This is a genomic window from Streptomyces sp. NPDC041191 (genome assembly GCF_055591945.1).
In genome coordinates, this window is sequence record NZ_JBVIZC010000002.1 from 282,874 (window position 1) to 307,362 (window position 24,489).

The 24,489-nt window shown below is 72.4% G+C and carries 20 protein-coding genes and 1 pseudogene; 3 read left to right on the top strand and 18 right to left on the bottom strand.

Features of this window, described 5'->3' with window-relative positions:
- Positions 1–69 precede the first annotated feature (69 nt).
- Positions 70–288: pseudogene (locus ACZ6AQ_RS04495) on the bottom strand (DUF1203 domain-containing protein); the annotation flags it as partial.
- A gap of 46 nt (positions 289–334) precedes the next feature.
- Here ACZ6AQ_RS04495 and ACZ6AQ_RS04500 point away from each other — a divergent pair.
- Positions 335–709, top strand: a complete 375-nt coding sequence (locus ACZ6AQ_RS04500; protein ID WP_468757391.1) for a hypothetical protein — start codon at positions 335–337, stop codon at positions 707–709.
- Positions 710–961: 252 nt separating this feature from the next.
- The gene (locus tag ACZ6AQ_RS04505) at positions 962–2,281 is read left to right on the top strand and encodes a M28 family metallopeptidase (RefSeq protein ID WP_468757393.1); all 1,320 of its coding nucleotides are present in this window, start codon (positions 962–964) and stop codon (positions 2,279–2,281) included.
- Positions 2,282–2,360: 79 nt separating this feature from the next.
- Here ACZ6AQ_RS04505 and ACZ6AQ_RS04510 read toward each other — a convergent pair whose 3' ends face one another.
- From ACZ6AQ_RS04510 to ACZ6AQ_RS04520, 3 genes are all read right to left on the bottom strand, one after another.
- Positions 2,361–3,587 (bottom strand): LolA family protein, encoded by a 1,227-nt coding sequence (locus tag ACZ6AQ_RS04510; RefSeq protein WP_468757395.1) that lies wholly within the window; start codon positions 3,585–3,587, stop codon positions 2,361–2,363.
- A 257-nt stretch (positions 3,588–3,844) separates the two neighbouring features.
- Positions 3,845–4,855, bottom strand: coding sequence for a polyprenyl synthetase family protein (locus ACZ6AQ_RS04515; RefSeq protein ID WP_468757397.1), 1,011 nt, complete (start codon positions 4,853–4,855; stop codon positions 3,845–3,847).
- Between the two features lie 343 nt (positions 4,856–5,198).
- Positions 5,199–6,107, bottom strand: a complete 909-nt coding sequence (locus ACZ6AQ_RS04520) for a hypothetical protein (RefSeq protein ID WP_468757399.1) — start codon at positions 6,105–6,107, stop codon at positions 5,199–5,201.
- Between the two features lie 285 nt (positions 6,108–6,392).
- On the opposite strand from ACZ6AQ_RS04520, the gene fahA reads away from it, so the two are divergent.
- Positions 6,393–7,625, top strand: a complete 1,233-nt coding sequence (gene fahA / locus ACZ6AQ_RS04525; protein WP_468757401.1) for a fumarylacetoacetase — start codon at positions 6,393–6,395, stop codon at positions 7,623–7,625.
- 3 nt (positions 7,626–7,628) lie between these two features.
- Here fahA and ACZ6AQ_RS04530 read toward each other — a convergent pair whose 3' ends face one another.
- From ACZ6AQ_RS04530 to ACZ6AQ_RS04595, 14 genes are all read right to left on the bottom strand, one after another.
- Positions 7,629–8,465, bottom strand: coding sequence for a dioxygenase family protein (locus ACZ6AQ_RS04530; protein ID WP_468757403.1), 837 nt, complete (start codon positions 8,463–8,465; stop codon positions 7,629–7,631).
- A gap of 41 nt (positions 8,466–8,506) precedes the next feature.
- On the bottom strand, positions 8,507–9,424 hold the full coding sequence (locus tag ACZ6AQ_RS04535) for a helix-turn-helix domain-containing protein (protein ID WP_468757405.1): 918 nt from the start codon (positions 9,422–9,424) through the stop codon (positions 8,507–8,509).
- Positions 9,425–9,557: 133 nt separating this feature from the next.
- Positions 9,558–11,219 carry an NADH-quinone oxidoreductase subunit NuoN gene (gene nuoN / locus ACZ6AQ_RS04540; RefSeq protein WP_468757407.1) on the bottom strand — a complete coding sequence of 554 codons (1,662 nt, stop codon included), beginning with the start codon at positions 11,217–11,219 and terminating at the stop codon, positions 9,558–9,560.
- A complete protein-coding gene (locus tag ACZ6AQ_RS04545; protein ID WP_468757409.1) occupies positions 11,216–12,787 on the bottom strand; it encodes an NADH-quinone oxidoreductase subunit M in 1,572 nt (523 codons plus the stop codon). The genes nuoN and ACZ6AQ_RS04545 overlap by 4 nt, the downstream gene beginning before the upstream one ends.
- Before the next feature lie 5 nt (positions 12,788–12,792).
- A complete protein-coding gene (gene nuoL, locus ACZ6AQ_RS04550) occupies positions 12,793–14,730 on the bottom strand; it encodes an NADH-quinone oxidoreductase subunit L (protein WP_468757411.1) in 1,938 nt (645 codons plus the stop codon).
- A 10-nt stretch (positions 14,731–14,740) separates the two neighbouring features.
- Entirely contained in the window at positions 14,741–15,040 is a 300-nt protein-coding gene (gene nuoK / locus ACZ6AQ_RS04555; RefSeq protein ID WP_017239464.1) for an NADH-quinone oxidoreductase subunit NuoK, read from the bottom strand.
- On the bottom strand, positions 15,037–15,864 hold the full coding sequence (locus tag ACZ6AQ_RS04560) for an NADH-quinone oxidoreductase subunit J (protein ID WP_468757413.1): 828 nt from the start codon (positions 15,862–15,864) through the stop codon (positions 15,037–15,039). Before ACZ6AQ_RS04560 ends, nuoK begins: the two co-directional genes overlap by 4 nt.
- Positions 15,861–16,439 carry an NADH-quinone oxidoreductase subunit NuoI gene (gene nuoI, locus ACZ6AQ_RS04565; protein WP_388688244.1) on the bottom strand — a complete coding sequence of 193 codons (579 nt, stop codon included), beginning with the start codon at positions 16,437–16,439 and terminating at the stop codon, positions 15,861–15,863. Before nuoI ends, ACZ6AQ_RS04560 begins: the two co-directional genes overlap by 4 nt.
- Positions 16,432–17,793, bottom strand: a complete 1,362-nt coding sequence (nuoH, locus tag ACZ6AQ_RS04570; protein ID WP_468757415.1) for an NADH-quinone oxidoreductase subunit NuoH — start codon at positions 17,791–17,793, stop codon at positions 16,432–16,434. The genes nuoI and nuoH overlap by 8 nt, the downstream gene beginning before the upstream one ends.
- Positions 17,790–20,288, bottom strand: a complete 2,499-nt coding sequence (locus ACZ6AQ_RS04575) for an NADH-quinone oxidoreductase subunit G (protein ID WP_468757417.1) — start codon at positions 20,286–20,288, stop codon at positions 17,790–17,792. Before ACZ6AQ_RS04575 ends, nuoH begins: the two co-directional genes overlap by 4 nt.
- Positions 20,285–21,637, bottom strand: a complete 1,353-nt coding sequence (gene nuoF, locus ACZ6AQ_RS04580; RefSeq protein WP_468757419.1) for an NADH-quinone oxidoreductase subunit NuoF — start codon at positions 21,635–21,637, stop codon at positions 20,285–20,287. Before nuoF ends, ACZ6AQ_RS04575 begins: the two co-directional genes overlap by 4 nt.
- Positions 21,637–22,413, bottom strand: a complete 777-nt coding sequence (gene nuoE, locus ACZ6AQ_RS04585) for an NADH-quinone oxidoreductase subunit NuoE (RefSeq protein ID WP_468757421.1) — start codon at positions 22,411–22,413, stop codon at positions 21,637–21,639. The genes nuoF and nuoE overlap by 1 nt, the downstream gene beginning before the upstream one ends.
- Positions 22,410–23,732, bottom strand: coding sequence for an NADH-quinone oxidoreductase subunit D (locus tag ACZ6AQ_RS04590; RefSeq protein WP_468757423.1), 1,323 nt, complete (start codon positions 23,730–23,732; stop codon positions 22,410–22,412). Before ACZ6AQ_RS04590 ends, nuoE begins: the two co-directional genes overlap by 4 nt.
- On the bottom strand, positions 23,729–24,460 hold the full coding sequence (locus ACZ6AQ_RS04595; protein ID WP_388688257.1) for an NADH-quinone oxidoreductase subunit C: 732 nt from the start codon (positions 24,458–24,460) through the stop codon (positions 23,729–23,731). Before ACZ6AQ_RS04595 ends, ACZ6AQ_RS04590 begins: the two co-directional genes overlap by 4 nt.
- Positions 24,461–24,489 lie beyond the last annotated feature (29 nt).

The following is a 24,489-nucleotide window of genomic DNA, read 5'->3' on the forward strand; positions in this document are numbered from 1 at the left end:
CGGGCAGGGTGCGGGAGCCCCGCCGCGTCCCCGGTCACGGGAGCGCGGCGGGGCTCTTCCGCGTCCCCGTCAGGGGCGGCGGACCTCGAAGTGGAAGCAGCCGTACTCAACCGCCCGGACGTGGACCAGGGCCACGGCCGGGTCCGCGAACGCCTCCGTGAGGGCCCGGTCGAAGCCCTCCGCCGGGTCGTCCGGGAGTTCCAGGAGGCGGCCTCCGGCGATCCGGCCCTCCGCGTCGTACCGGCGGAGGACCCGGAGGGCGCCGGGGCGCGCGAAGGGGTACCCCTCCGAGGGCGCCGGGCTCCGTACGACCGAGAAGGAGCCGGCCGACACCGTGGCGGAGGTGCTCTTCGGCTCCCACACCGGGTGGCTGGTCCCCAAGGTGATCCTGGTGGCCGACGACATCGACGTCACCGACATCGACCAGGTGGTGTGGGCGATGGCCACCCGCCACCATCCCGTCACCGGTCACCACGTCTGTCCGGAGGCGCCGGGCATCCCCATGGTCCCGTACCTCACCGAGGACGAGGTGCGGGCCGGCCGGGGAGGGAAGTCCGTCGTCAGCTGTCTGCTGCCCGAGCAGTTCGAGGGCGTGACGCGGGGCGTCACCGCGTCGTTCCGGAACTCCTACCCCGAGGACGTGCGCCGTCGGGTCGTCGAGAACTGGACCGGCTACGGCTTCCCGGAGACCGGCGCGCCGACGCGCTGAGCCACGCGGGGGCGGGGGCGTCCCCGTCCTCGCCCCCGCCCCGGCCGGGGTCGTCCGCTGAGCGAACGGCCCTGACCGGTTTCTGCTCTTGACGCGAAGTCAACCCGTCACTGAATATTCAGCACGCACAAAAGAACTACCGAACAACTGAACACAGCTCCTGCACGCGCACAGCTCCAACGCCTCGTGGCTCCCAGCCCGAGGCGTCTCGCACGTTCCGTCCCATCCCCGTTCGGAATCCGGAGCCCCCACATGAACCTCTCCGTGCCCAGACGCGTCACCGCGGCCGCCGCCCTCGCGACGCTCGCCCTCGGCGGCCTCGCCGGGACCAGCGCCTCCGCCGCCCCGGCCGGAGCCGCGGGTGTCACCGCCGCGCCCGACATATCGCTCGCCAACGTCAAGCAGCACTTGACGAGCCTCCAGTCGATAGCCACCTCCAACGGCGGCAACCGCGCCCACGGGCGGGCCGGTTACAAGGCGTCCATCGACTTCGTGAAGGCGAAGCTGGACGCCGCCGGCTACACCACCACCCTCCAGACCTTCACCTCCGGCGGCGCCACCGGCTACAACCTGATCGCCGACTGGCCGGGCGGCGACCCGAACCAGGTCCTCATGGCCGGCTCGCACCTCGACTCGGTCGCCGCCGGCGCCGGCATCAACGACAACGGCTCCGGTTCCGCCGCCGTCCTGGAGACGGCGCTCACCGTGTCCCGCACCGGCTACCAGCCCTCCAAGCACCTGCGGTTCGCCTGGTGGGGCGCCGAGGAGCTGGGCCTCGTCGGGTCGAAGTACTACGTCAACAACCTGCCGACGACCGAGCGCGCGAAGCTCAAGGGCTACCTGAACTTCGACATGATCGGCTCGCCCAACCCGGGGTACTTCGTCTACGACGACGACCCGACGATCGAGCAGACCTTCAAGAGCTACTTCGCGGGCCTCGGCGTCCCGACCGAGATCGAGACCGAGGGCGACGGCCGCTCCGACCACGCCCCGTTCAAGAACGTCGGCGTTCCGGTCGGCGGCCTCTTCAGCGGCGCCGACTACGTCAAGACGGCGGCCCAGGCCCAGAAGTGGGGCGGCACCTCCGGCCAGGCGTTCGACCGCTGCTACCACTCCTCCTGCGACACCACCGCGAACATCAACGACACCGCCCTCGACCGCAACAGCGACGCCGTCGCGCACGCGGTGTGGACGCTGTCCGCCGGCAGCACCACGCCGCCCACCGGCAAGGTCTTCGAGAACACCGCCGACGTCGCCGTCCCGGACAACGGCGCCGCGGTGACCTCCTCGGTGACCGTCACCGGCGTCACCGGCAACGCCCCCAGCAACCTCGCCGTCGGCGTGGACATCGTCCACACCTACCGCGGCGACCTGATCGTGGACCTCATCGCCCCCGACGGCTCGGTCTACAGCCTCAGCAACCGCTCCGGCGGCAGCGCCGACAACATCGTCCAGACCTACACCGTCGACGCCTCCACCGAGGTCGCCAACGGCGTCTGGAAGCTCCGCGTCCAGGACAAGGCCGCCGCCGACACCGGCTACATCAACGGCTTCAAGCTGACCTTCCCGTAACCGCGTCCGGGAAGGCGGAGAAACGCCCGGGCGGGCCGGTGACCATCGCCCCCGGCCCGCCCGGGGTCCCAACCGTCCGTCACCTGCCGGCGTTCGCCGCCTCCACCAGCGCGTCCTTGGTCACCGCGCCGGCGTAGACCCTGCCGTCGTCGGTGAGGAGCGCGTTCACCAGCTTCGTCCTGAAGAGGGTGCCCGAGCCGAACGTCCCGGTGACCTTGTCGCCGAAGGAGTCCAGGAGTCCCTGGAGCTCCTTCGGCGCCTCGCCGGCCTTCGGCGCCGGGGCCCCGGTGTCGAGCTTCAGGATGGTCGTCCAGCCCTCGCCGATGACCTCCGGGCCCTTCCCGGCCGCGCCCCCGCCCAGCCCGGGGAGACCCTTGCCGAAGCCCTCGGCGAAGCCCTTCCCGAGGTCCTCGGGCGCGTTCTTCCCGGGGAGCCCGGGGTGCCCGTCCGCCCTGTCCGCCGCGCCCTCCGTCACCTTCGCGCCCTTCGGCGCCTCGAAGGCGAAGACCGAGGCCGCGGGCCGGGAGAAGTCGATCTTGGTGAAGCCCGCGTCCACGACCGGCTTCCCGCCCTCGGCCGACGCGAGGGTGAACTTCAGCGGAGTGCCGTTCGCCGCGTCCACCGCGATCCGCACCGACCCGACGGTCGAACCGCGCTGCTCGGGCCGGATCACCAGCTGGTACGCGTCCCGGCCCGCGACCCTGGCCGTGCCGTCGACCGTGACCGACGTGGTGCCGTCCGCCGCCTCCAGGATCCGGTCCGCCAGCTCCTTGGGCGTCACGGGCGGCTCCTCGCGCTCCTCCGGACCGCCGGCCGCGCCCTTCTCGTGGAAGACCTCGTTCGACTTGCCGTCGTGGGCCCAGACGTCGTCGCCGTTGTGGATCAGGCTGTACTCGTCGGAGCCGTCGAGCAGGGTGAGGCGCTGGCGCTCGGGGCCGTCCGCCGCCACGCGCAGCGTGTGGGTGCCCGTCGCCAGCTCGGTGAGCTTCGCCGAGGGGTCGGCCGTGGAGGCCCCGCCGCCGCCCGGACCCGCGAGGCCGGGCACCAGGCCGCCGAGGGCCGGCAGGCCCAGGTCGGTGGAGATCCTGAAGGTGCCGGACAGGGCCCGGGTGTCCGAGGCGGCGATCTTCTCGATGAGCTGCCGGGCCGTGATCTCCGGCAGGTCCGGGTCGCCGGACGCCGCGAGGGCCGGGACCAGACCGATGGTCGCCGCCGCCACGCCGGCCACCGCGACCGGGACGGCGTACCGGCCCGCCCGGCGCCGGATCCCGCCGCGGGTCTCGCTGGGGACTTCGTTCGCTGCCATGGTTTCCGCTACCTCCGTGAGCCCTGAGGTGGTCTCGAACGGCCCGATCGGCCGATGTCATCATCTGACCAGAACGGGGGCCCCGGAGGCGTCAGCCCCCGGGATCAACCTCGCGTACCCCTTCGGGATGACCCGCCCCTGAGACCGCCCCGGGCGGAACGTCTCCTTCCGCAAAGGCGGTGGCCGGACGGGGCCTTCGGAACGCGCACCGGGCCGTCCCTTCCGGATCGGCCCGAGCGGAATTTTCCGGACGCGGCCTAGCCCGCCCGGTGCACCACCGCGTCGCACAGCTCCGCGAGCGCCGACTTCGCGTACCCGTCCGGCAGCGGCGCCAGCATCGCGCGCGCCTCCTCCGCGTACCGCACGGTGTCCCGGCGGGCCTGCTCCAGGGCCGGGTGGGCGCGCAGCCGGCGCAGGGCCTCGGCGTGCCGGGCGTCGTCGGTGAGGTCGCCGTCCACGAGCGCGACCAGCTCGACGTCCTCGGGGCGCCCGTGGGCGGCGGCGGCCGCGCGCAGGCGCAGGACGGGCAGGGTGGGGATGCCCTCGCGCAGGTCGGTGCCGGGGGTCTTGCCGGACTCGTGGGAGTCGGAGGCGATGTCGAGCACGTCGTCGGCGAGCTGGAAGGCCACGCCGAGCCGCTCCCCGTACTGGGTGAGGGTCTCGACCACCTTCTCGTCGGCGCCGGCCATCATCGCGCCGAAGCGGCAGGCGACGGCGACGAGGGAGCCGGTCTTGCCGCCGAGGACGTCGAGGTAGTGGTCGACGGGGTCGCGGCCGTCGGCCGGTCCGGCGGTCTCCAGGATCTGGCCGGTCACCAGGCGCTCGAACGCCTGGGACTGGATGCGCACCGCCTCCGGGCCGAGGTCCGCGAGCGTGTGGGAGGCGCGGGCGAAGAGGAAGTCCCCGGTGAGGACGGCGATCGAGTTGTCCCAGCGGCTGTTGGCGCTGGGGACGCCGCGCCGGACGTCGGCCTCGTCCATGACGTCGTCGTGGTAGAGCGTGGCGAGGTGGGTCAGCTCCACGACCACGGCGGAGGGCACGACGCCCGGCGCGTACGGGTCGCCGAACTGGGCGGCGAGCATCACGAGGAGCGGGCGGAAACGCTTCCCCCCGGCCAGGACGAGGTGCTGCGCGGCCTCCGTGATGAAGGGGACATCGCTCTTGGTGGCGTCCAGGAGGCCCGCCTCCACGGCCGCCAGACCGGTCTGGACATCGGCTTCAAGAGCCTGGTCCCGCACGCTAAGACCGAACGGCCCGACGACGGTCACGAGGGAGTCTCCTGTCTGCTGACGCCTGCCGGCGCTCACACGGTGGGTGACGAGCGCCCGGAACGATCACACGGATTGTCGATGTGTCGCCGGATTCGCTCAAGCCAGCGTATCCGGTCACCTTTCGATCACCATGGGCGCCTTCCCGTCACCCCGGTATGTTCGGTGTCGGAGGATACGTCCACCGGCGAGCGCTTCGTCCCGAACGGGTGTCGGGATCGGTCCGGCCGGTGAGCGCCCTCCCCGGTGGCGTGCGGCGGGCGGCCGGCGAGCCGGTTCCCCGGCTTCCCGCACGGCGGACCGGGCGCCCGCACGGGGGACCCGGCTCCGCCGCCGTGCGCGCCTACGCCCGGGTACCCGCCCTGCGGCGACGGACGACGACCAGGGCGCCCGCCCCCAGGGCGACGGTCCCGGCGGCGAGGAGACCGAGCCGCGGCAGGGCGTCGTCCGACCCGGTGGCGGCGAGGGCGCCGGTCGCGGGGGCGGAGGACGCACCGCCCTGCGGAGCGGTGCGGGGGACGCCGGTGGCGGAGGCGGTGGCGGAGGCGGTGGCGGACACCGTGGCCGACGGGGCCGACGACGGCGGCGGCGTGGCCGACGGGGCCGACGGCGGCGTCGTGGCCGGCGGCGTCGTGGCCGTCCCGCCGCCCCCGCCCGCGGCGGCCTCGAACGCGTCGAGGGCCCGCTGCGCGTCGGCGGCCTCCTTCTCCGCCTTCTTCAGGTCCTCCGTGAGGATGCTGTAGCTCCGCGCGAGGGCGACCCTCGCGTCGTCCCAGGCGGTGCCGGCCCCGTCGAGCCGGAGACCGGCGGCGGCCTCGGCCTCGGCGGCGGTTCCGGCCGCCTTCCGCGCGTCGGCGACGTTCTTCCCGGCGAGCGCCTTCTCCTCGTCGGTGGCGGTCCCGGGAAGCAGCTCCAGGGCCTTCTCGGCCTCGGCCAGCTTCCGGTCGGCCTCCTCCCGGGCCGCCTTGGCGAGGGCGGCGGCCTTCCTCGCCTCGGCCAGCTCGGTCTTCAGCGCCGGGTCGATGTTGTTCTCCTCGATGTCCTTCAGGAGAGCCGCGCGCCGCGCCACCAGGGCGTCGACCTTTTCCCGCGCCTCGGCGACGGCGGCCTTCAGCTCCTCGTGCGTGGACGCCGCCCGCGTCTGCCCGGGGACCGGCGGGGTGTCGGCGAAGGCGGGCGCGGTGGACAGGAACACGACCGGCGCGGTGGCGGCGGCGACCACGGCGGTCGCGAGGATGCGGCGGAACTTCATGGGGTGGACCTTTTCCTGGTCAGGGGGCCGGGGACGAGCGGACGCGTGTGCCCGCGGTCGCTTCACGCGGCACGTCGCCGTGGCGATCGTAGATCTTCGCACCGCACCCTGGACTCCCTGTTCGCGCAGCTCGGAACCGGTGCGGGGCCCGTCCCGGCCACAAACCGAGCAAAGGCGGGCAGTTGCTCACGGAGGTCGCGCTTTCGCTGTGATCCATGTCATCCGCGCCCGGCGGCCCGCCCCGTAACGTGTCCTCCACACCCGTGGAAAGCGAGGCAAGCACCGATGTCCGAGCACAGCCCGCTCGACCTGGCCGAGGGCGATCCCTTCGGTCCGCACAACCTCCCGTACGGCGTCTTCTCCACCGCCGAGGAGCCCGGCCGGCGCCGGCTCGGCGTCCGGATCGGCGGGTACGTGCTGGACGCGGGGGCCGCGGCGCACGCGCTCGGCTCCCCGCACGCGTCGCTGCTCGCGCGGCCGGGCCTCAACCCGCTGCTCGCCGCCGGGCGGAGCGTCTGGAGCGAGGTCCGCCGGGCGCTCACGGCCTGGGTGACGGAGCCCGCGCACCGGGCGGCCGTCGAACCGCTGCTGCACCCGCTGGACGCGGTGACGCTGCACCTGCCGTACGAGGTCGCGGACTACGTCGACTTCTACGCGAGCGAGCACCACGCGACGAACGTGGGCCGGATCTTCCGCCCGGACGGCGACGCGCTCACCCCCAACTGGAAGCACCTGCCGATCGGTTACCACGGGCGCGCGGGCACGGTCGTGGTCTCCGGCACCGACGTCGTGCGCCCCTGCGGGCAGCGCAGGGCGCCCACCGACCCGGCCCCGGTCTTCGGGCCCTCGGTGAAGCTGGACATCGAGGCGGAGGTCGGCTTCCTGGTCGGCACGCCGTCGGAGCTCGGCCGGCCGGTGCCGCTGAGCGGCTTCCGGGAGCACGTCTTCGGCGTGACGCTGCTCAACGACTGGTCGGCGCGGGACGTGCAGGCGTGGGAGTACGTGCCGCTGGGCCCGTTCCTCGGCAAGTCGTTCCAGACCTCGGTCTCGGCGTGGGTGACGCCCCTGGAGTCCCTGGACGCGGCCCGGACCGCCCCGCCCGCGCGGGACCTCCCCCTCCTGCCGTACCTGGACGACGCGGACGAGGAGGAGCCGGGCGGCTTCGACCTGCGGATCTCCGTCGAGATCAACGGCGAGGTGGTGGCCGAGCCGCCGTTCTCGACGATGTACTGGACGGCGGCCCAGCAGCTCGCCCACATGACGGTGAACGGCGCCTCCCTGCGCACGGGCGACCTGTACGGCTCCGGGACGGTCTCCGGGCCGGAGGTGAACCAGCGCGGTTCGCTCCTGGAGCTGACCTGGAACGGGCGGGACGCGCTCGACCTGCCCGGTGGGAAGCGGACCTTCCTGGAGGACGGCGACGAGGTCGTCCTCACGGCGTGGGCGCCCGGCCCGGACGGCGCCCGGGTCGCCCTGGGCGAGGTCCGGGGCCGGATCGCCCCCGCCGTCACCGCCTGACCGTCAGGCGGCCCGCCAGAGGGCGGGGACGTTGGGCGGCTGCCAGCCGGGCTGGGCCGTGTGGGCCTGGAGGCACACGTAGCCCGACCCGGCGTAGGTGACGGCGTCCCCGGCCTTGTAGGCGGTGCCGACCGCCCAGCTGCCCCCCGGCGGCTGGGTGGTCGCGGTGGACGTCGGGGTGGGCGTCGGCGTGGGGCCCGGGTCCTGCGCCACGTTCAGGACGAAGTCGAAGGCGGCCTCGCGCGCCCCGCCCGCGTCCCGCACGGTCATGAGCAGCCGGGGGTCGAAGAGGCTGTCGGTGTTGTTGCGGGGCTCGTTCGGGAAGTACAGCTGCGTGGTGAGCACCGGGCGGCCGGGGGCCTGCGCCTTGACGTGGATGTGGCGGGTGCGGCCCGGGTAGAGGCCGGGCACGATCGTGGTGAGCTTGAAGGAGCCGTCGGCGCCGGTGAACTGGTGGCCGCGGAAGCGGAACCCGGTGTTGTCGTAGGCGCCGTTGGTGTCGGCCTGCCAGAAGTCGAGCAGGACGCCGGATATCGGCCGGCAGGCGAGCCCGAAGACGTACCCGCTGACGGTGAGCCGGACGCCGGGGGTGTTGGACTCCAGGAGGCTGGCCCGCAGCGGGGAGTTGGGCTTGAAGTACGGGCCCTCCATCTGCGCCGGCGTGGGGTCGTCGCCGTCGTCGCACGTGGGGGTGAGCGCGGGCGCCTCCCCGCCGTCCGTCAGGGTGCGGGCGAGCGCGGGGACGCCCATGAGCACGGCGGGGGCCGCCATGCCGGCCGCGAGCGCGGCGCGCAGGACGGTCTTGCGGCTGACGTGCCCGGTGCTGTTCTCGTGGTCCATGTGCCTGGCTCCTCGGATGGGGGGCGGGATCGGCAACGAACCTAGGGGCCCGCGGCACCGGGTTCGATGGACGGAACACGGCGGTCGTGGTCTTTTCGGAAGCGCCCGGGGCTGCACCCGACCTCCCTCCGGAAGAACCGGCAGAAGTAGGCGGCGTCGTCGAACCCGACGCGCGCGGCCACCTGGCGCACGGAGAGCCCGGTGGACACGAGCAGCCGCTGCGCCTCCCGCGCCCGCTCCTGGCGGAGCAGCGCGGCGGGGGTGCGGCCGGTGGCCGCCCGCACCACCTCGGTGAGGTGTCCGGGCGTCACCCCGATCCGGTCGGCACACTCCCGTACGGAGAGCCCGGCGGCCCCGGCGGTACGGGCCAGCCGCAGGAACTCCCCGGCCGGGCCCGGCGGCGGTGGCGGGTCCCCGCCGCCGGGCAGCCGGGCGGCCCGCACCAGGAGGACGTGGAGCAGGGACCGCAGCACCCCGGCGAATCCGTCGGCCCCGTGCCGGTACTCCTCGGCCAGCTCCGCCATCAGCCGGCCCGTGCGCTCGTGCGTGGCGGCGTCGAGGTCCGCCCAGGGCCGCTCCCCCAGCCGCCGCAGCAGTTCCTCGCCGCCGGGCCCGCCGACCAGGAACTCGGGCGTGAAGAGCACGAGCGACCCTTCGAGCCCGCGCACGCCCTCCCAGTGGTGCACCTGTCCGGGCAGGATCACCCCGAGCTGGGGCGGCCGCACCTCGTACCGCTCCAGGTCGAGCACGTGGACCCCGGACCCCTCGACGACGTGGACGATCTCGTAGAAGGTGTGCCGGTGCGGGTACGCGGCCCGCGACATCGGCCCCATCGCGTCGAACCCCCCGGCGGCGAAGGGCACCCGGTCGGGGAGCCGCAGTTCGAGCCGGTGCACGGGCGGGTCGCCGTTCCTCGGGGCGGCGCAGGGCGCTCCGGGTAAGACCGTGGTGCCGCGCATGGAACCATCCCTCCACGACTGGTACAGACCATTCGGTGCGAGGTCCACGATGTCACGGCGCCCGGCGGGGGTGAAGTGCGCCGAGGGGCCCGGCTCCTCGTGCGAGCCGGGCCCCTCGTGCGTGCGCGGGCGCCTACCGGACGAACACGCTCGCCCGGTTCGCCAGGTCCAGGAAGTACTGCGGCGCGAGGCCGAGCACCAGGGTGACGGCCACGCCCGCCGTGATGGCGAGCGACGTCAGGGCCGAGGGCACGGCGACCGTGGGGCCGTCCGCCTTCGGCTCGCTGAAGAACATCAGCACGATGACCCGGATGTAGAAGAAGGCCGCGATCGCCGAGGAGATCACGCCGACCACCACGAGGGCGCCCGCGCCGCCCTCCGCCGCCGCCTTGAAGACCGCGAACTTGCCGGAGAAGCCGGAGGTCAGCGGGATGCCGGCGAAGGCGAGCAGGAAGACCGCGAAGACCGCCGCGACCAGCGGCGAACGGCGGCCCAGACCGGCCCACTTGGAGAGGTGGGTGGCCTCGCCGCCCGCGTCCCGGACCAGGGTGACGACGGCGAAGGCGCCGATCGTCACGAAGGAGTACGCCGCCAGGTAGAAGAGGACGGACGAGATGCCGCTCGGGGTGGCGGCGATGACGCCGGCGAGCAGGAACCCGGCGTGCGCGACGGAGGAGTACGCCAGGAGCCGCTTGATGTCGGTCTGGGTGATGGCGATGACCGCGCCGCCCAGCATGGTGACGATCGCGACGCCCCACATGACCGGCCGCCAGTCCCAGGTGAGGCCGGGCAGCACCACGTACAGCAGGCGGAGCAGCGCGCCGAAGGCGGCGACCTTGGTCGCGGCGGCCATGAAGCCGGTGACCGGGGTCGGGGCGCCCTGGTAGACGTCCGGGGTCCACATGTGGAACGGGACGGCGCCGACCTTGAAGAGCAGACCCGTCAGGACCATGGCGAAGCCGATGAGGAGCAGCGCGTCGTTCCCCATGGTGCCGGCGAGCGCCGGGTTCACCGAGGCGACCGTGCCGTCGACGACGTTCGCGATGCCGGCGTACGAGACGGTGCCCGCGTAGCCGTAGAGCAGGGCGATCCCGAAGAGCAGGAAGGCCGAGGAGAAGGCGCCGAGCAGGAAGTACTTGAGGGCGGCCTCCTGCGACATCAGCCGCTTGCGGCGGGCGACGGCGCAGAGCAGGTAGAGCGGGAGGGAGAAGACCTCCAGGGCGACGAAGAGCGTCAGGAGGTCGTTGGCGGCCGGGAAGACCAGCATGCCGGCGATGGCGAAGAGCGCCAGCGGGAAGACCTCGGTGGTGGTGAAACCGGCCCTGACGGCCGCCTTCTCGTGGTCGCTGCCGGGGACGGCGGCGGCCTCGGCGGCGAAGGAGTCCACCCGGTGGCCGTGGTCGGCCGGGTCGAGCCTGCGCTCGGCGAAGGTGAAGACCGCCACGACCGAGGCGAGGAGGATGGTCCCCTGGAGGAAGAGGGCCGGTCCGTCGACCGCGACGGCGCCCATGGCCGCGATGCGGGCCTTGGTGGTGCCGTACCCGCCGGCCGCCAGGACGACGACGGCGGCGAAGGAGGCGGCGAGCGCGAGGACGGTCAGGAGGACCTGGACCGGATAGCGGCCCCTGCGGGGGACGAACGCCTCGACGAGGACGCCGAGGAGCGCGGCGCCGACCACGATGAGCACGGGCGCGAGCTGGGCGTACTCGATGTGGGGCGCCGGGATCTTCTCCAGCGGCCCGGCGGCGGTCGCCCACAGGGTGGGGACGGGGGTTGCGACGGCGGAAGTGCTCACTTGGCCGCCTCCACTTCGGGTGCGGGGTCCTTCTGCTGGACGTCGGACATGGTGTGCCGGACCGCCGGGTTGACGACGTCCGTCAGCGGCTTCGGGAAGACCCCGAGGAAGATCAGGGCGGCGATCAGCGGGACGGCGACGGCCAGCTCGCGCGGCCGCAGGTCCGGCATCCTCCGCACCTCCTCCTTCACCGGCCCGGTCATCGTCCGCTGGTACAGGACGAGGGTGTAGAGCGCGGCCAGGACGATGCCGGTGGTGGCGACGACGCCGGCCACCGGGTAGCGGGCGAAGGTGCCGACCAGGACCAGGAACTCGCTGACGAACGGCGCGAGTCCGGGCAGGGAGAGGGTCGCGAGCCCGCCGATCAGGAAGGTGCCGGCGAGCACGGGGGCGACCTTCTGCACTCCGCCGTAGTCCGCGACGAGCCGCGAGCCGCGCCGGGAGATCAGGAAGCCGGCGACGAGCAGCAGGGCCGCGGTCGAGAGGCCGTGGTTGACCATGTAGAGCGTGGCGCCGGACTGGCCCTGGCTGGTCATCGCGAAGACGCCCAGGACGATGAAGCCGAAGTGCGAGATCGACGCGTAGGCGATCAGGCGCTTGATGTCCCGCTGGCCGACGGCGACCAGCGCCCCGTAGACGATGCTGATCAGGGCGAGGACGACGATCACGGGCGTGGCCCACTTCGACGCCTCGGGGAAGAGCCCGAGGCAGAAGCGGAGCATCGCGAAGGTGCCGACCTTGTCGACCACGGCGGTGATGAGGACGGCGACCGGGGCGGTCGCCTCGCCCATCGCGTTCGGCAGCCAGGTGTGCAGCGGCCACAGCGGCGCCTTCACCGCGAAGGCGAGGAAGAAGCCGAGGAACAGCCACCGTTCGGTGCTGGTCGCCATCTCCAGGGAGCCGTTGGCCCGCGCCCCGGCGATCTCGGTGAGCGAGAAGTTCCCCGCGACCACGTACAGGCCGATGACGGCGGCCAGCATGACCAGGCCGCCGGCCAGGTTGTAGAGGAGGAACTTGACGGCCGCGTAGGAGCGCTGGGCCGCCGCGTTCTCGTCGGAGCCCGCGTGGGCCCGGTCGCCGAAGCCGCCGATGAGGAAGTACATCGGGATGAGCATGGCTTCGAACAGGATGTAGAAGAGGAAGACGTCGGTGGCCTCGAAGGAGAGGATCACCATCGCCTCGACCATGAGGATCAGGGCGAAGAAGCCCTGGGTCGGCCGCCAGCGCTTCGAGGACGTCTCCAGGGGGTCGGCGTCGTGCCAGCCCGCCAGGATCACGAACGGGATCAGCAGGGCGGTGAGCGCGATCAGCGCCACCCCGATGCCGTCCACGCCCAGCTCGTAGCGGACGCCGAAGTCCTTGATCCAGGCGTACGACTCGGTGAGCTGGTACCGCTCGCCGCCGGGCTCGAAGCGGGCGAAGACGATCCCGGCGAGGACGAGCGTGGCGAGCGAGACGAGCAGCGCCAGCCACTTGGCGGCGGTGCGGCGGGCGGCGGGCACGGCGGCGGTCAGGATCGCACCGACCGCCGGCACCGCTGCCGTCACCGTAAGGAGCGGGAAGGACATGACAGTTACACCGCCCTCATCAGCAGGGTCGCGGCGATCAGCACCGCCGTACCTCCGAACATGGAGACCGCGTACGAGCGGGCGTAGCCGTTCTGGAGCTTGCGCAGCCGGCCGGAGAGGCCGCCGAAGGCCGCCGCGGTGCCGTTGACCGCGCCGTCCACCAGGGAGTGGTCGAGGTAGACGAGCGAGCGGGTGAGGTGGGTGCCGCCCGTGACGAACACGGCGTGGTTGACGTCGTCCTGGAGCAGGTCGCGGCGGGCGGCCCGGGTGAGGAGCGAGCCGCGCGGGGCGACCACCGGGACCGGCCGGCGCCCGTACTGGAGGTAGGCGAGCCCGACGCCGACCACCATGACGGCGACGGTGGCGGCGGTGACGGCCCCGGCGCTGATCGGCGGGTGGCCGTGGGCGTAGCCGGTGACCGGCTCCAGCCACTCGACGAACCCGGCGAACTCGAAGACCGCGCCTCCGGCGACCGATCCGACGGCGAGCAGCACCATCGGGATCAGCATGGACTTCGGCGACTCGTGCGGGTGCGGCATGCGGCCCGCGGCGTGCCCGGCGGCCGGTTCGGCGTCGGGCGTGCGGTCCGGGTCGGGCGCGGGCTGCCAGCGCTTCTCGCCGAAGAAGGTCATCAGCATCACGCGGGTCATGTAGTACGCGGTGACGGCCGCGCCGAGCAGGGTGACCGCGCCGAGGATCCAGCCCTCGGTGCCGCCCTTCGCGAAGGCCGCCTCGATGATCTTGTCCTTGGAGAAGAAGCCGGACAGGCCGGGGAAGCCGATGATCGCGAGGTAGCCGAGGCCGAAGGTGACGAAGGTGACCGGCATGTACGTGCGCAGGCCGCCGTACTTCCGCATGTCGACCTCGTCGTTCATGCCGTGCATGACCGAACCGGCGCCGAGGAAGAGCCCGGCCTTGAAGAAGCCGTGCGTCACCAGGTGCATGATCGCGAAGACGTAGCCGATCGGGCCGAGGCCGGCCGCCAGGATCATGTAGCCGATCTGCGACATCGTGGACCCGGCGAGGGCCTTCTTGATGTCGTCCTTGGCGCAACCGACGATCGCACCGAAGAGGAGCGTGACGGCGCCGACGATCGTGACGACGAGCTGCGCGTCCGGCGCCGCGTTGAAGATGTCGGCGGAGCGGACGATCAGGTAGACGCCGGCGGTCACCATCGTGGCCGCGTGGATGAGGGCGGAGACCGGGGTCGGGCCCTCCATCGCGTCCCCGAGCCAGGACTGCAGCGGCACCTGGGCCGACTTGCCGCAGGCCGCGAGGAGCAGCATCAGGCCGATCGCGGTCAGCGTGCCCTGCGACGCCTGCCCGGTCGCCTCCAGGACCGGCCCGAAGGCGAAGGTCCCGAAGGTGGTGAACATGAGCATGATGGCGATTGAGAGGCCGATGTCGCCGACCCGGTTGACCAGGAACGCCTTCTTGGCGGCGGTGGCCGCGCTGGGCTTGTGCTGCCAGAACCCGATCAGGAGGTACGAGGCGAGGCCGACGCCCTCCCAGCCGAAGTACAGGAGCAGGTAGTTGTCGGCGAGGACGAGCAGGAGCATCGCCGCGACGAACAGGTTCAGGTAGCCGAAGAAGCGGCGGCGGCGCTCGTCGTGCTCCATGTACCCGATGGAGTACACGTGGATGAGGGTGCCGACCCCGCTGATCAGCAGGACGAACGTCATGGAGAGCTGGTCGAGCCGGAAGGCCATGTCCGCCTGGAATCCCTCGACGGGGATCCAGGTGAAGAGCCGCTGGTGCAGGGCCCGGTCCTCGGCGCCCTTGCCGAGCATGTCGGCGAAGAGCGTCAGTCCGATGCCGAAGGAGACGGCCGCGAACAGGGTGCCGATCCAGTGGCCGGTCCGGTCGAGGCGCCGGCCGCCGCAGAGCAGGACGGCCGCGCCGAGCAGGGGTGCCCCGACGAGCAGAGCGATGAGATTTTCCACGGTCAGCCCCTCACAGCTTCATCAGGCTTGCGTCGTCGACCGAGGCCGAGTGGCGGGCACGGAAGACGGACACGATGATCGCGAGCCCGACGACGACCTCCGCGGCGGCGACGACCATCGTGAAGAAGGCGATGATCTGGCCGTCCAGGTTGCCGTGCATGCGGGAGAAGGTGACGAACGCGAGGTTGCAGGCGTTGAGCATCAGCTCGACGCACATGAAGACGACGATCGCGTTGCGCCGGATCAGGACCCCCGCGGCGCCGATGGTGAACAGCAGGGCGGCGAGGTACAGGTAGTTGACGGGGTTCACCGGGTGGCCTCCTCTTCGTCCCGGTTCCGGCCGAGCCGCTCCTCGGAGCGCTGCTCCAGGGCCTTGAGGTCGGCCATGGCCTCGGCGGACACGTCCCGGATCTGGCCCCGCTTGCGCAGGGTCCCCATGACGGTCAGCTCCGCCGGGCTGCCGTCGGGCAGCAGGCCAGCGACGTCCACGGCGTTGTGCCGGGCGTAGACGCCGGGCGCGGGCAGCGGCGGCACCTGCGTGCCCTCGCGTACGCGCTGCTCGGCCAGCTCGCGCTGGGTGCGGGCGCGCTCGGTGCGCTCCCGGTGGGTGAGCACCATCGCGCCGACGGCGGCGGTGATGAGGAGCGCGCCGGTGATCTCGAAGGCGAAGACGTACTTGGTGAAGATCAGGGCGGCGAGGCCCTCGACGTTCCCGCCGCGCGCGCCGTTGGCGGCGCCGAGTCCGGTGAACTCGGTGAGCGAGGCGTTGCCGATGCCGGCGGCGAGCAGGATGCCGAAGCCGAGGCCGCAGGCGGCGGCCCACCAGCGCTGCCCCTTCAGGGTCTCGTTCAGCGAGTCCGCGGCCGTGACGCCGACGAGCATGACGACGAAGAGGAAGAGCATCATGATCGCGCCGGTGTAGACGACGATCTGGACGACGCCGAGGAAGTACGCGCCGTTGGCCAGGTAGAAGACCGCGAGGACGATCATCGTACCGGCGAGGCAGAGCGCGGAGTGGACGGCCCTGCGCAGGAGGATCGTGCAGAGGGCGCCGGCGACGGCGACGGTGCCGAGGACCCAGAACTGCACGGCCTCGCCCGTGGAGGTCGCGTACGCCGCGAGGGTGGTGCTCACGCGTCCACCTCCTCGTGGTCGTCCTTCTCCCCCTGGGAGACGGCGGCCTGGCGGACGGTCCCGGGCGCCGCCTCGGTGACGAGGCCCCGGTAGTAGTCCTGTTCGGTCATGCCGGGGAAAATCGCGTGCGGGGTGTCGACCATGGTCTCCTCCAGGCCCGCGAGGAGCTGTTCCTTGGTGTAGATCAGGTTCGCGCGGGAGGAGTCGGCGAGTTCGAACTCGTTGGTCATCGTCAGCGCGCGGGTGGGGCACGCCTCGATGCACAGGCCGCACAGGATGCAGCGGGCGTAGTTGATCTGGTAGACGCGGCCGTAGCGCTCGCCGGGCGAGTAGCGCTCCTCGTCCGTGTTGTCCGCGCCCTCCACGTAGATGGCGTCGGCGGGACAGGCCCAGGCGCACAGTTCGCAGCCGACGCACTTCTCCAGGCCGTCGGGGTGACGGTTGAGCTGGTGCCGGCCGTGGAAGCGGGGCGCGGTCGTCTTCTGCTGCTCCGGGTACTGCTCGGTCAGCCGCTTCTTGAACATGGCCTTGAAGGTCACGCCGAAACCGGCCACCGGATTCTGGAAGTCAGACACCGTCCGTCTCCTTTCCGTCGTTCGCAGTAGCGGTGTCGGGGGCGCCGCTGGCGACGAGGTCCCGCTGGTGCCGCGACCGGCGCCGGGGCGCGGGCGGCAGGGACTGTCCGGGCTTGGGCGGCACGGGGAAGCCTCCGGCCATCGGGTCGAAGGGGCGCGTGTCCTCGGGCGCGGGCGCCGCCGTCCCCGCCTTCCGGTCGCGGAAGAGGTCCACCACGAAGGAGAGGAGGAGCAGGGCGAGCACGGCCCCGGCCACGTACAGGACGATGTGGGTGAACGCGATGTTCTCGTTGCGCAGCGCCCGGACGGTGGCGACCAGCATCAGCCAGACCACGGAGACCGGGATCAGGACCTTCCAGCCGAGCTTCATGAGCTGGTCGTAGCGGACGCGGGGCAGGGTGCCGCGCAGCCAGATGAAGAAGAACAGCAGCAGCTGCACCTTGATCACGAACCAGAGCATCGGCCACCAGCCGTGGTTCGCGCCCTCCCAGAAGGCGGAGAGGGGGTACGGGGCCCGCCAGCCGCCCAGGAAGAGGGTGGTCGTCACGGCCGAGACCGTCACCATGTTCACGTACTCGGCGAGCATGAACATCGCGAACTTGATGGACGAGTACTCGGTGTTGAAGCCGCCGACGAGGTCGCCCTCGGACTCCGGCATGTCGAAGGGCGCGCGGTTGGTCTCGCCGACCATCGTGACGACGTAGATGATGAACGAGACCGGCAGCAGGATCACGAACCAGCGGTCCGCCTGCGCCTCGACGATCGCCGAGGTCGACATCGACCCGGAGTAGAGGAAGACGGAGGCGAAGGCCGCGCCCATGGCGATCTCGTACGAGATCATCTGCGCGCAGGAGCGCAGGCCGCCCAGGAGCGGGTACGTGGAGCCGGAGGACCAGCCGGCGAGGACGATGCCGTAGATGCCGATCGAGGCGACCGCGAGGACGTACAGCATCGCGATCGGCAGGTCGGTGAGCTGCATCGCCGTGCGGTGGCCGAAGATCGAGACCTCGTTGCCCGCCGGGCCGAAGGGGATCACGGCGATGGCCATGAAGGCGGGGATCGCGGCGACGACCGGGGCCAGGACGTAGACGACCTTGTCGGCGCGGCGGACGATCACGTCCTCCTTCAGCATCAGCTTGATGCCGTCCGCGAGGGACTGGAGGAGGCCCCAGGGGCCGTGCCGGTTGGGTCCGACGCGCAGCTGCATCCAGGCGACGACCTTGCGCTCCCACACGATGGAGAAGAGCACGGTCACCATCAGGAAGGCGAAGCAGAAGACGGCCTTGACCGCGACGAGCCACCAGGGGTCCGTGCCGAACATGGACAGGTCTTCAGCGGCGAGCGGCACGCTCATGCCTGCACCTCCGTGACGCCGGCGGGGCGGGGGGCCGCCGGACCGATGCGGACCGGGTCGCCCGGACGGGCGCCGGTGTCGGAGAGGACGCCGTGCCCGGTCGAGTTCAGCGGGAGCCAGACCACGCGGTCGGGCATCTCGGTGACCCGGAGCGGGAGGGCGACGGAGCCGGCGGGGCCCCTGACCTCCAGGAGGTCGCCGTCCTTGACGCCGGTGGCGGCGGCGGTGGCGGCGGAGAGCCGGGCGACCGCCGCGTGGCGGGTGCCGGCCAGGGCGGTGTCGCCCTCCTGGAGCCGTCCGAGGTCGAGGAGGAGCCGGTGTCCGGCGAGGACGGCCTCGCCCTCGCCGGGCCGGGGGGCGGGCCGGCCGGGCTCGGCGGGCCCGGTGGTCCGCTCGTCGAACCGGCCGCCGAGCCGGTCCAGCTCCCGCCGTACGGCCTGCACGTCGGGCAGGCCCAGGTGCGCGTCGAGGGCGTCGGCCAGCATGTGCAGGACGCGGGTGTCGGCCGGGGCGGGCTGCCGGGTCATCTGCTCCGGCTTGAGCGCGGCCTCGAACATCCTGGCCCTGCCCTCCCAGTTGAGGAAGGTGCCGGTCTTCTCGGCGACGGCGGCGACCGGCAGGACGACGTCGGCGCGGTCGGTGACCTCGCCGGGCCGCAGCTCCAGGGAGACCACGAAGGCCGCGTCCAGGGCCTCGCGGGCGCGTGCCGGGTCCGGCAGGTCGGTGACCTCGACGCCCGCGACGAGCAGGGCGGCGAGTTCGCCGGTGGCGGCGGCCTCCAGGATCCGGCCGGTGTCGCGGCCGGGGCGGACGGGGAGTTCGCGGACGCCCCAGACGGCGGCGACCTCCTCGCGCGCGCGGGGGTGGGTCGCGGGCCGGCCGCCGGGGAGGAGCCCCGGGAGCGCGCCCGCCTCGACGGCGCCGCGCTCGCCGGCGCGGCGCGGGACCCACACGAGCCGGGCGCCGGTGGCGGCCGCGGCGCGCAGGGCGGCGGTGAGCGCGCCGGGCACGCCCGCCAGGCGCTCGCCGACGGCGATGACGGCGCCCTCCTCGCGCAGGGCCTCGGCGGCGGCGAGTCCGTCGCCCTCCAGGCCGACCCGGGAGCTGAGCGCGTCGAGCCACTCGGTCTCGGTGCCGGGGGCGGCGGGCAGCAGGGTGCCGCCCGCCTTCTCCAGGCCCCGGGTGGCGAAGGCGGCGACGGCGTAGGTCCTCTGTCCGCGCTTGCGCCACGCCTTGCGGAGCCGCAGGAAGACGCCGGGGGCCTCCTCCTCGGCCTCCAGGCCGACGAGGAGGACGGCCGGGGCGGCTTCGAGCGAGGTGTACGTGACGCCCGTCCCGTCCAGGTCGCGTCCGCGTCCGGCGACGGCGGAGGCCAGGAAGTCGGCCTCCTCGCCGGAGTGGACCCGGGCCCGGAAGTCGACGTCGTTGGTGCCGAGGGCGACCCGGGCGAACTTGGCGTACGCGTAGGAGTCCTCGACGGTCAGCCGGCCGCCGGTCAGGACGCCGGTCCGGCCGCGGACGAGACCGCGGGCGGCGGCCTCCAGGGCCTCGGGCCAGGAGGCGGCCTTCAGTTCACCGGTCGCGCGGTCGCGGACGAGCGGGGTGGTGAGCCGGTCGCGCTGCTGGGCGTACCGGAAGCCGAAGCGGCCCTTGTCGCAGATCCACTCCTCGTTGACCTCCGGGTCCTCGGCGGCGAGCCGCCGCATGACCTTGCCGCGCCGGTGGTCGGTGCGGGTGGCGCAGCCGCCCGCGCAGTGCTCGCACACGGACGGGGTGGAGACGAGGTCGAAGGGGCGGGAGCGGAAGCGGTAGGCAGCGGAGGTGAGGGCGCCGACCGGGCAGATCTGGATGGTGTTGCCGGAGAAGTACGACTCGAAGGGGTCGCCCTCGCCGGTGCCGACCTGCTGGAGCGCGCCGCGCTCGATCAGCTCGATCATCGGGTCGCCCGCGACCTGGTTGGAGAAGCGGGTGCAGCGGGCGCACAGCACGCACCGCTCGCGGTCGAGCAGCACCTGGGTGGAGATCGCGACCGGCTTCTCGTAGGTCCGCTTGACGCCCTCGAAGCGGGACTCGGCCTGTCCGTGGGACATGGCCTGGTTCTGCAGGGGGCACTCACCGCCCTTGTCGCAGACGGGGCAGTCCAGCGGGTGGTTGATGAGCAGCAGCTCCATCACGCCGTGCTGGGCCTTCTCGGCGACGGGCGAGGTGAGCTGGGACCTCACCACCATGCCGTCGGTGCAGGTGATGGTGCAGGAGGCCATGGGCTTGCGCTGGCCCTCGACCTCGACGATGCACTGGCGGCAGGCGCCGGCGGGGTCGAGGAGCGGGTGGTCGCAGAAGCGCGGGATCTCGATGCCGAGCTGTTCGGCGGCGCGGATGACCAGCGTCCCCTTCGGGACGGAGATCTCGGCGCCGTCGATGGTCAGCGTCACGAGGTCCTCGGGCGGTACCGGCGCGCTGCCGCCGCCACTGGGGGTGGACGCGATGACGGTCATGCGGTCACCTCCTTGTGGTTGTCCGCCCAGGCGGTCGACCTGGCGGGGTCGAAGGGGCAGCCCCGGCCCGTGATGTGCTGCTCGTACTCCTCGCGGAAGTACTTCAGGGAGGAGAAGATCGGTGAGGCGGCGCCGTCGCCGAGGGCGCAGAACGACTTGCCGTTGATGTTGTCGGCGATGTCGTTGAGCTTGTCGAGGTCGGTAAGGGTGCCGGTCCCGTTCTCGATGGCACGGAGCAGCTGGACGAGCCAGTACGTGCCCTCGCGGCAGGGGGTGCACTTGCCGCAGGACTCGTGGGCGTAGAACTCGGTCCAGCGGGTGACGGCGCGGACCACGCAGGTGGTCTCGTCGAAGCACTGGAGCGCCTTGGTGCCGAGCATGGAACCGGCGGCGCCGACGCCCTCGTAGTCGAGGGGCACGTCGAGGTGTTCGTCGGTGAACATGGGGGTGGAGGAGCCGCCGGGCGTCCAGAACTTGAGGCGGTGGCCGGGGCGCATCCCGCCGCCCATGTCGAGGAGCTGGCGCAGGGTGACGCCGAGGGGGGCCTCGTACTGGCCGGGCGAGGCGACGTGCCCGGAGAGCGAGTACAGCGTGAAGCCCGGGGACTTCTCGGTGCCCAGGGAGGTGAACCACTCCTTGCCCCGGTGGAGGATCGCGGGAACGGACGCGATGGACTCGACGTTGTTCACCACGGTGGGGCAGGCGTACAGACCGGCGACCGCGGGGAAGGGGGGCCGCAGCCGGGGCTGGCCGCGCCGTCCTTCGAGCGAGTCGAGCAGGGCGGTCTCCTCGCCGCAGATGTACGCGCCGGCGCCGGCGTGCACGGTGAGTTCGAGGTCGAGCCCGCTGCCGAGGACGTCGGTGCCGAGGTAGCCGGCGGCGTACGCCTCGCGGACGGCCTCGTGGAGGCGGCGCAGGACGGGGACGACCTCGCCGCGCAGGTAGATGAAGGCGTGGTTCGAGCGGATCGCGTAGCAGGCGATCACGATGCCCTCGATGAGGGAGTGCGGGTTGGCGAAGAGGAGCGGGATGTCCTTGCAGGTGCCGGGCTCGGACTCGTCGGCGTTGACGACGAGGTAGTGCGGCTTGCCGTCGCCCTGCGGGATGAACTGCCACTTCATGCCGGTGGGGAAGCCGGCGCCGCCGCGGCCGCGGAGGCCGGAGTCCTTGACGTACGCGATGAGGTCGTCGGGGCTCATCGCGAGGGCCCGCCGGAGTCCCTGGTAGCCCTCGTGCCGTTCGTAGGTCTCCAGGGTCCAGGAGCGGGGTTCGTCCCAGAAGGCCGAGAGGACGGGGGCGAGGAGCTTCTCGGGACTGCTGTTGTTGTTGATCTCGGTTGCCAAGGTCATCACTTCCCCTCCTGTCCGGAGGTGTCGCCGCGTCCGGGGTCCTCGCCCGGTCCGGTGGTCTCGCCGCGCGGGTGGACGACGCGGTGGTGCGGCTGCTCGCCCTTGGCGAGCCGCAGGCCGACGAGGGAGGCGGGGCCCGCGCCGCCGGTGGCCTCGACGGCGCCGGGGCGCTCGTCGGGGAAGCCGGCGAGGATGCGGGCGGTCTCCCTGAAGGTGCAGAGCGGGGCGCCGCGGGTGGGTTCGACGGTCCGTCCGGCCCGCAGGTCGTCCACCATCTTCTTGGCGGACTCGGGGGTCTGGTTGTCGAAGAACTCCCAGTTGACCATCACGACGGGCGCGAAGTCGCAGGCCGCGTTGCACTCGATGTGTTCGAGGGTGACCTTGCCGTCCTCGGTGGTCCCGCCGTTGCCGACGCCGAGGTGCTCCTGGAGCTCCTCGAAGATCGCGTCGCCGCCCATGACCGCGCAGAGCGTGTTGGTGCAGACGCCGACCTGGTAGTCGCCGGAGGGCTTGCGGCGGTACATGGTGTAGAAGGTGGCGACGGCGGTGACCTCGGCGGTGGTGAGGCCGAGGACGTCGGCGCAGAAGGCCATGCCGGTGCGGGTGACGTGGCCCTCCTCCGCCTGCACGAGGTGCAGCATCGGCAGGAGCGCGGAGCGGGAGTCCGGGTAGCGGGCGACGATCGCCCGCGCGTCCTCCTCCAGGCGGGCGCGGACGTCCGCCGGGTAGCCGGGGGCGGGGAGCTGGGGCATGCCCAGGCTGATCTGCTCGGTCATCGGTCGACGCCTCCCATCACGGGGTCGATGGAGGCGACGGCCACGATGACGTCGGCGACCTGGCCGCCCTCGCACATCGCGGCCATGGCCTGGAGGTTGGTGAAGGACGGGTCGCGGAAGTGGACCCGGTAGGGGCGGGTGCCGCCGTCGGAGACGACGTGCGCGCCGAGTTCGCCCTTGGGGGACTCGACGGCCGCGTACGCCTGGCCGGGCGGGACCCGGAAGCCCTCGGTGACCAGCTTGAAGTGGTGGATGAGGGCCTCCATGGAGGTGCCCATGATCTTCTTGATGTGGTCGAGGGAGTTGCCGAGGCCGTCGGCGCCGAGCGCGAGCTGCGCGGGCCAGGCGATCTTCTTGTCGGCGACCATGACCGGGCCCGGCTCCAGGCGGTCGAGGCACTGCTCGACGATCCGCAGGGACTGCCGCATCTCCTCCAGGCGGACCAGGAAGCGTCCGTAGGAGTCGCAGCTCTCGGCGGTCGGGACCTCGAAGTCGTAGGTCTCGTAGCCGCAGTACGGGTCGGTCCTGCGCAGGTCGTGCGGGAGGCCCGCGGAGCGCAGGATCGGTCCGGTGGCGCCGAGGGCCATGCAGCCGGCGAGGTCGAGGTGGCCGACGTCCTGCATGCGGGCCTTGAAGATGGGGTTGCCGGTGGCGAGCTTGTCGTACTCCGGCAGGTTCTTCTTCATGGTCTTCACGAACTCGCGCACGGCGTCGACGGCGCCGGGCGGGAGGTCCTGGGCGAGGCCGCCGGGGCGGATGAAGGCGTGGTTCATGCGCAGGCCGGTGATCAGCTCGTACAGGTCCAGGATCATCTCGCGGTCCCGGAAGCCGTAGATCATGATCGTGGTGGCGCCGAGCTCCATGCCGCCGGTGGCGATGCAGACCAGGTGCGAGGAGAGCCGGTTCAGCTCCATCAGCAGGACGCGGACGACGTTCGCGCGGTCCGGGATCTGATCGGTGACGCCGAGCAGCTTCTCCACGCCGAGGCAGTACGCGGTCTCGTTGAAGAACGAGGTCAGGTAGTCCATGCGCGTGACGAAGGTGGTGCCCTGCGTCCAGGTCCGGTATTCGAGGTTCTTCTCGATGCCGGTGTGGAGGTAGCCGATGCCGCAGCGGGCCTCGGTGACGGTCTCGCCGTCGATCTCCAGGATGAGGCGGAGCACGCCGTGGGTGGACGGGTGCTGGGGTCCCATGTTGACGACGATCCGCTCGTCGTCGGCCCGCGCGGCGGAGCGGGCGACCTCGTCCCAGTCGCCGCCGGTCACCGTGTAGACGGTGCCTTCCGTCGTCTCCCGCGCGGAGGCGTTGGGGGTGTTCACGAGTACGACCTCCGCTGGTCCGGAGCCGGGATCTGGGCGCCCTTGTACTCGACGGGGATGCCGCCGAGGGGGTAGTCCTTGCGCTGCGGGTGGCCCTGCCAGTCGTCCGGCATCATGATCCGGGTGAGGGCGGGGTGGCCGTCGAAGACGATGCCGAAGAAGTCGTACGCCTCGCGCTCGTGCCAGTCGTTCGTCGGGTAGACGGCGACGAGGGACGGGACGTGCGGGTCGGCGTCCGGGGCCGTGACCTCCAGCCGGATCAGCCGGCCGTGGGTCAGGGAGCGCAGGTGGTAGACGGCGTGCAGCTCGCGGCCCTTGTCGTGCGGGTAGTGGACGCCGGAGACGCCGGTGCAGAGCTCGAAGCGGAGCGCCGGGTCGTCGCGCAGGGTGCGGGCCACGCGGACGAGGTGCTCGCGCTCGATGTGGAAGGTGAGTTCGCCGCGGTCGACGACCGTCTTCCCGATGGCGTTCTCCGGGAGGAGCCCCTGCTCCTCCAGGGCGCCCTCCAGCTCGTCGGCGACCTCGTCGAACCAGCCGCCGTAGGGGCGGGCGGCCGGGCCGGGGAGCCGTACAGAGCGGACGAGGCCGCCGTAGCCGGAGGTGTCGGCACCGCTCTGCGCGCCGAACATGCCGCGCTGGACGCGGACCTCCTCGCCGTGGTCCCCGCGCTGGCCCGGCAGGTTCTGCGCGCTCAGCTCCTTGTCGGGGTTGGGTGTCTCGTCGCTCACTGTGCTGCCCCGTTCCCTTCTCCGCCCGC

Excerpts from the sequence above, each read along its gene's own strand:
- ACZ6AQ_RS04505 (WP_468757393.1), top strand. The coding sequence starts at position 962 with ATGAACCTCTCCGTGCCCAGACGCGTCACCGCGGCCGCCGCCCTCGCG.
- ACZ6AQ_RS04510 (WP_468757395.1), bottom strand. The coding sequence starts at position 3,587 with ATGGCAGCGAACGAAGTCCCCAGCGAGACCCGCGGCGGGATCCGGCGC.
- ACZ6AQ_RS04520 (WP_468757399.1), bottom strand. The coding sequence starts at position 6,107 with ATGAAGTTCCGCCGCATCCTCGCGACCGCCGTGGTCGCCGCCGCCACC.
- fahA (WP_468757401.1), top strand. The coding sequence starts at position 6,393 with ATGTCCGAGCACAGCCCGCTCGACCTGGCCGAGGGCGATCCCTTCGGT.
- ACZ6AQ_RS04530 (WP_468757403.1), bottom strand. The coding sequence starts at position 8,465 with ATGGACCACGAGAACAGCACCGGGCACGTCAGCCGCAAGACCGTCCTG.
- ACZ6AQ_RS04535 (WP_468757405.1), bottom strand. The coding sequence starts at position 9,424 with ATGCGCGGCACCACGGTCTTACCCGGAGCGCCCTGCGCCGCCCCGAGG.
- ACZ6AQ_RS04545 (WP_468757409.1), bottom strand. The coding sequence starts at position 12,787 with ATGTCCTTCCCGCTCCTTACGGTGACGGCAGCGGTGCCGGCGGTCGGT.
- nuoH (WP_468757415.1), bottom strand. The coding sequence starts at position 17,793 with ATGAGCGTGCCGCTCGCCGCTGAAGACCTGTCCATGTTCGGCACGGAC.
- ACZ6AQ_RS04575 (WP_468757417.1), bottom strand. The coding sequence starts at position 20,288 with ATGACCGTCATCGCGTCCACCCCCAGTGGCGGCGGCAGCGCGCCGGTA.
- nuoF (WP_468757419.1), bottom strand. The coding sequence starts at position 21,637 with ATGACCTTGGCAACCGAGATCAACAACAACAGCAGTCCCGAGAAGCTC.
- nuoE (WP_468757421.1), bottom strand. The coding sequence starts at position 22,413 with ATGACCGAGCAGATCAGCCTGGGCATGCCCCAGCTCCCCGCCCCCGGC.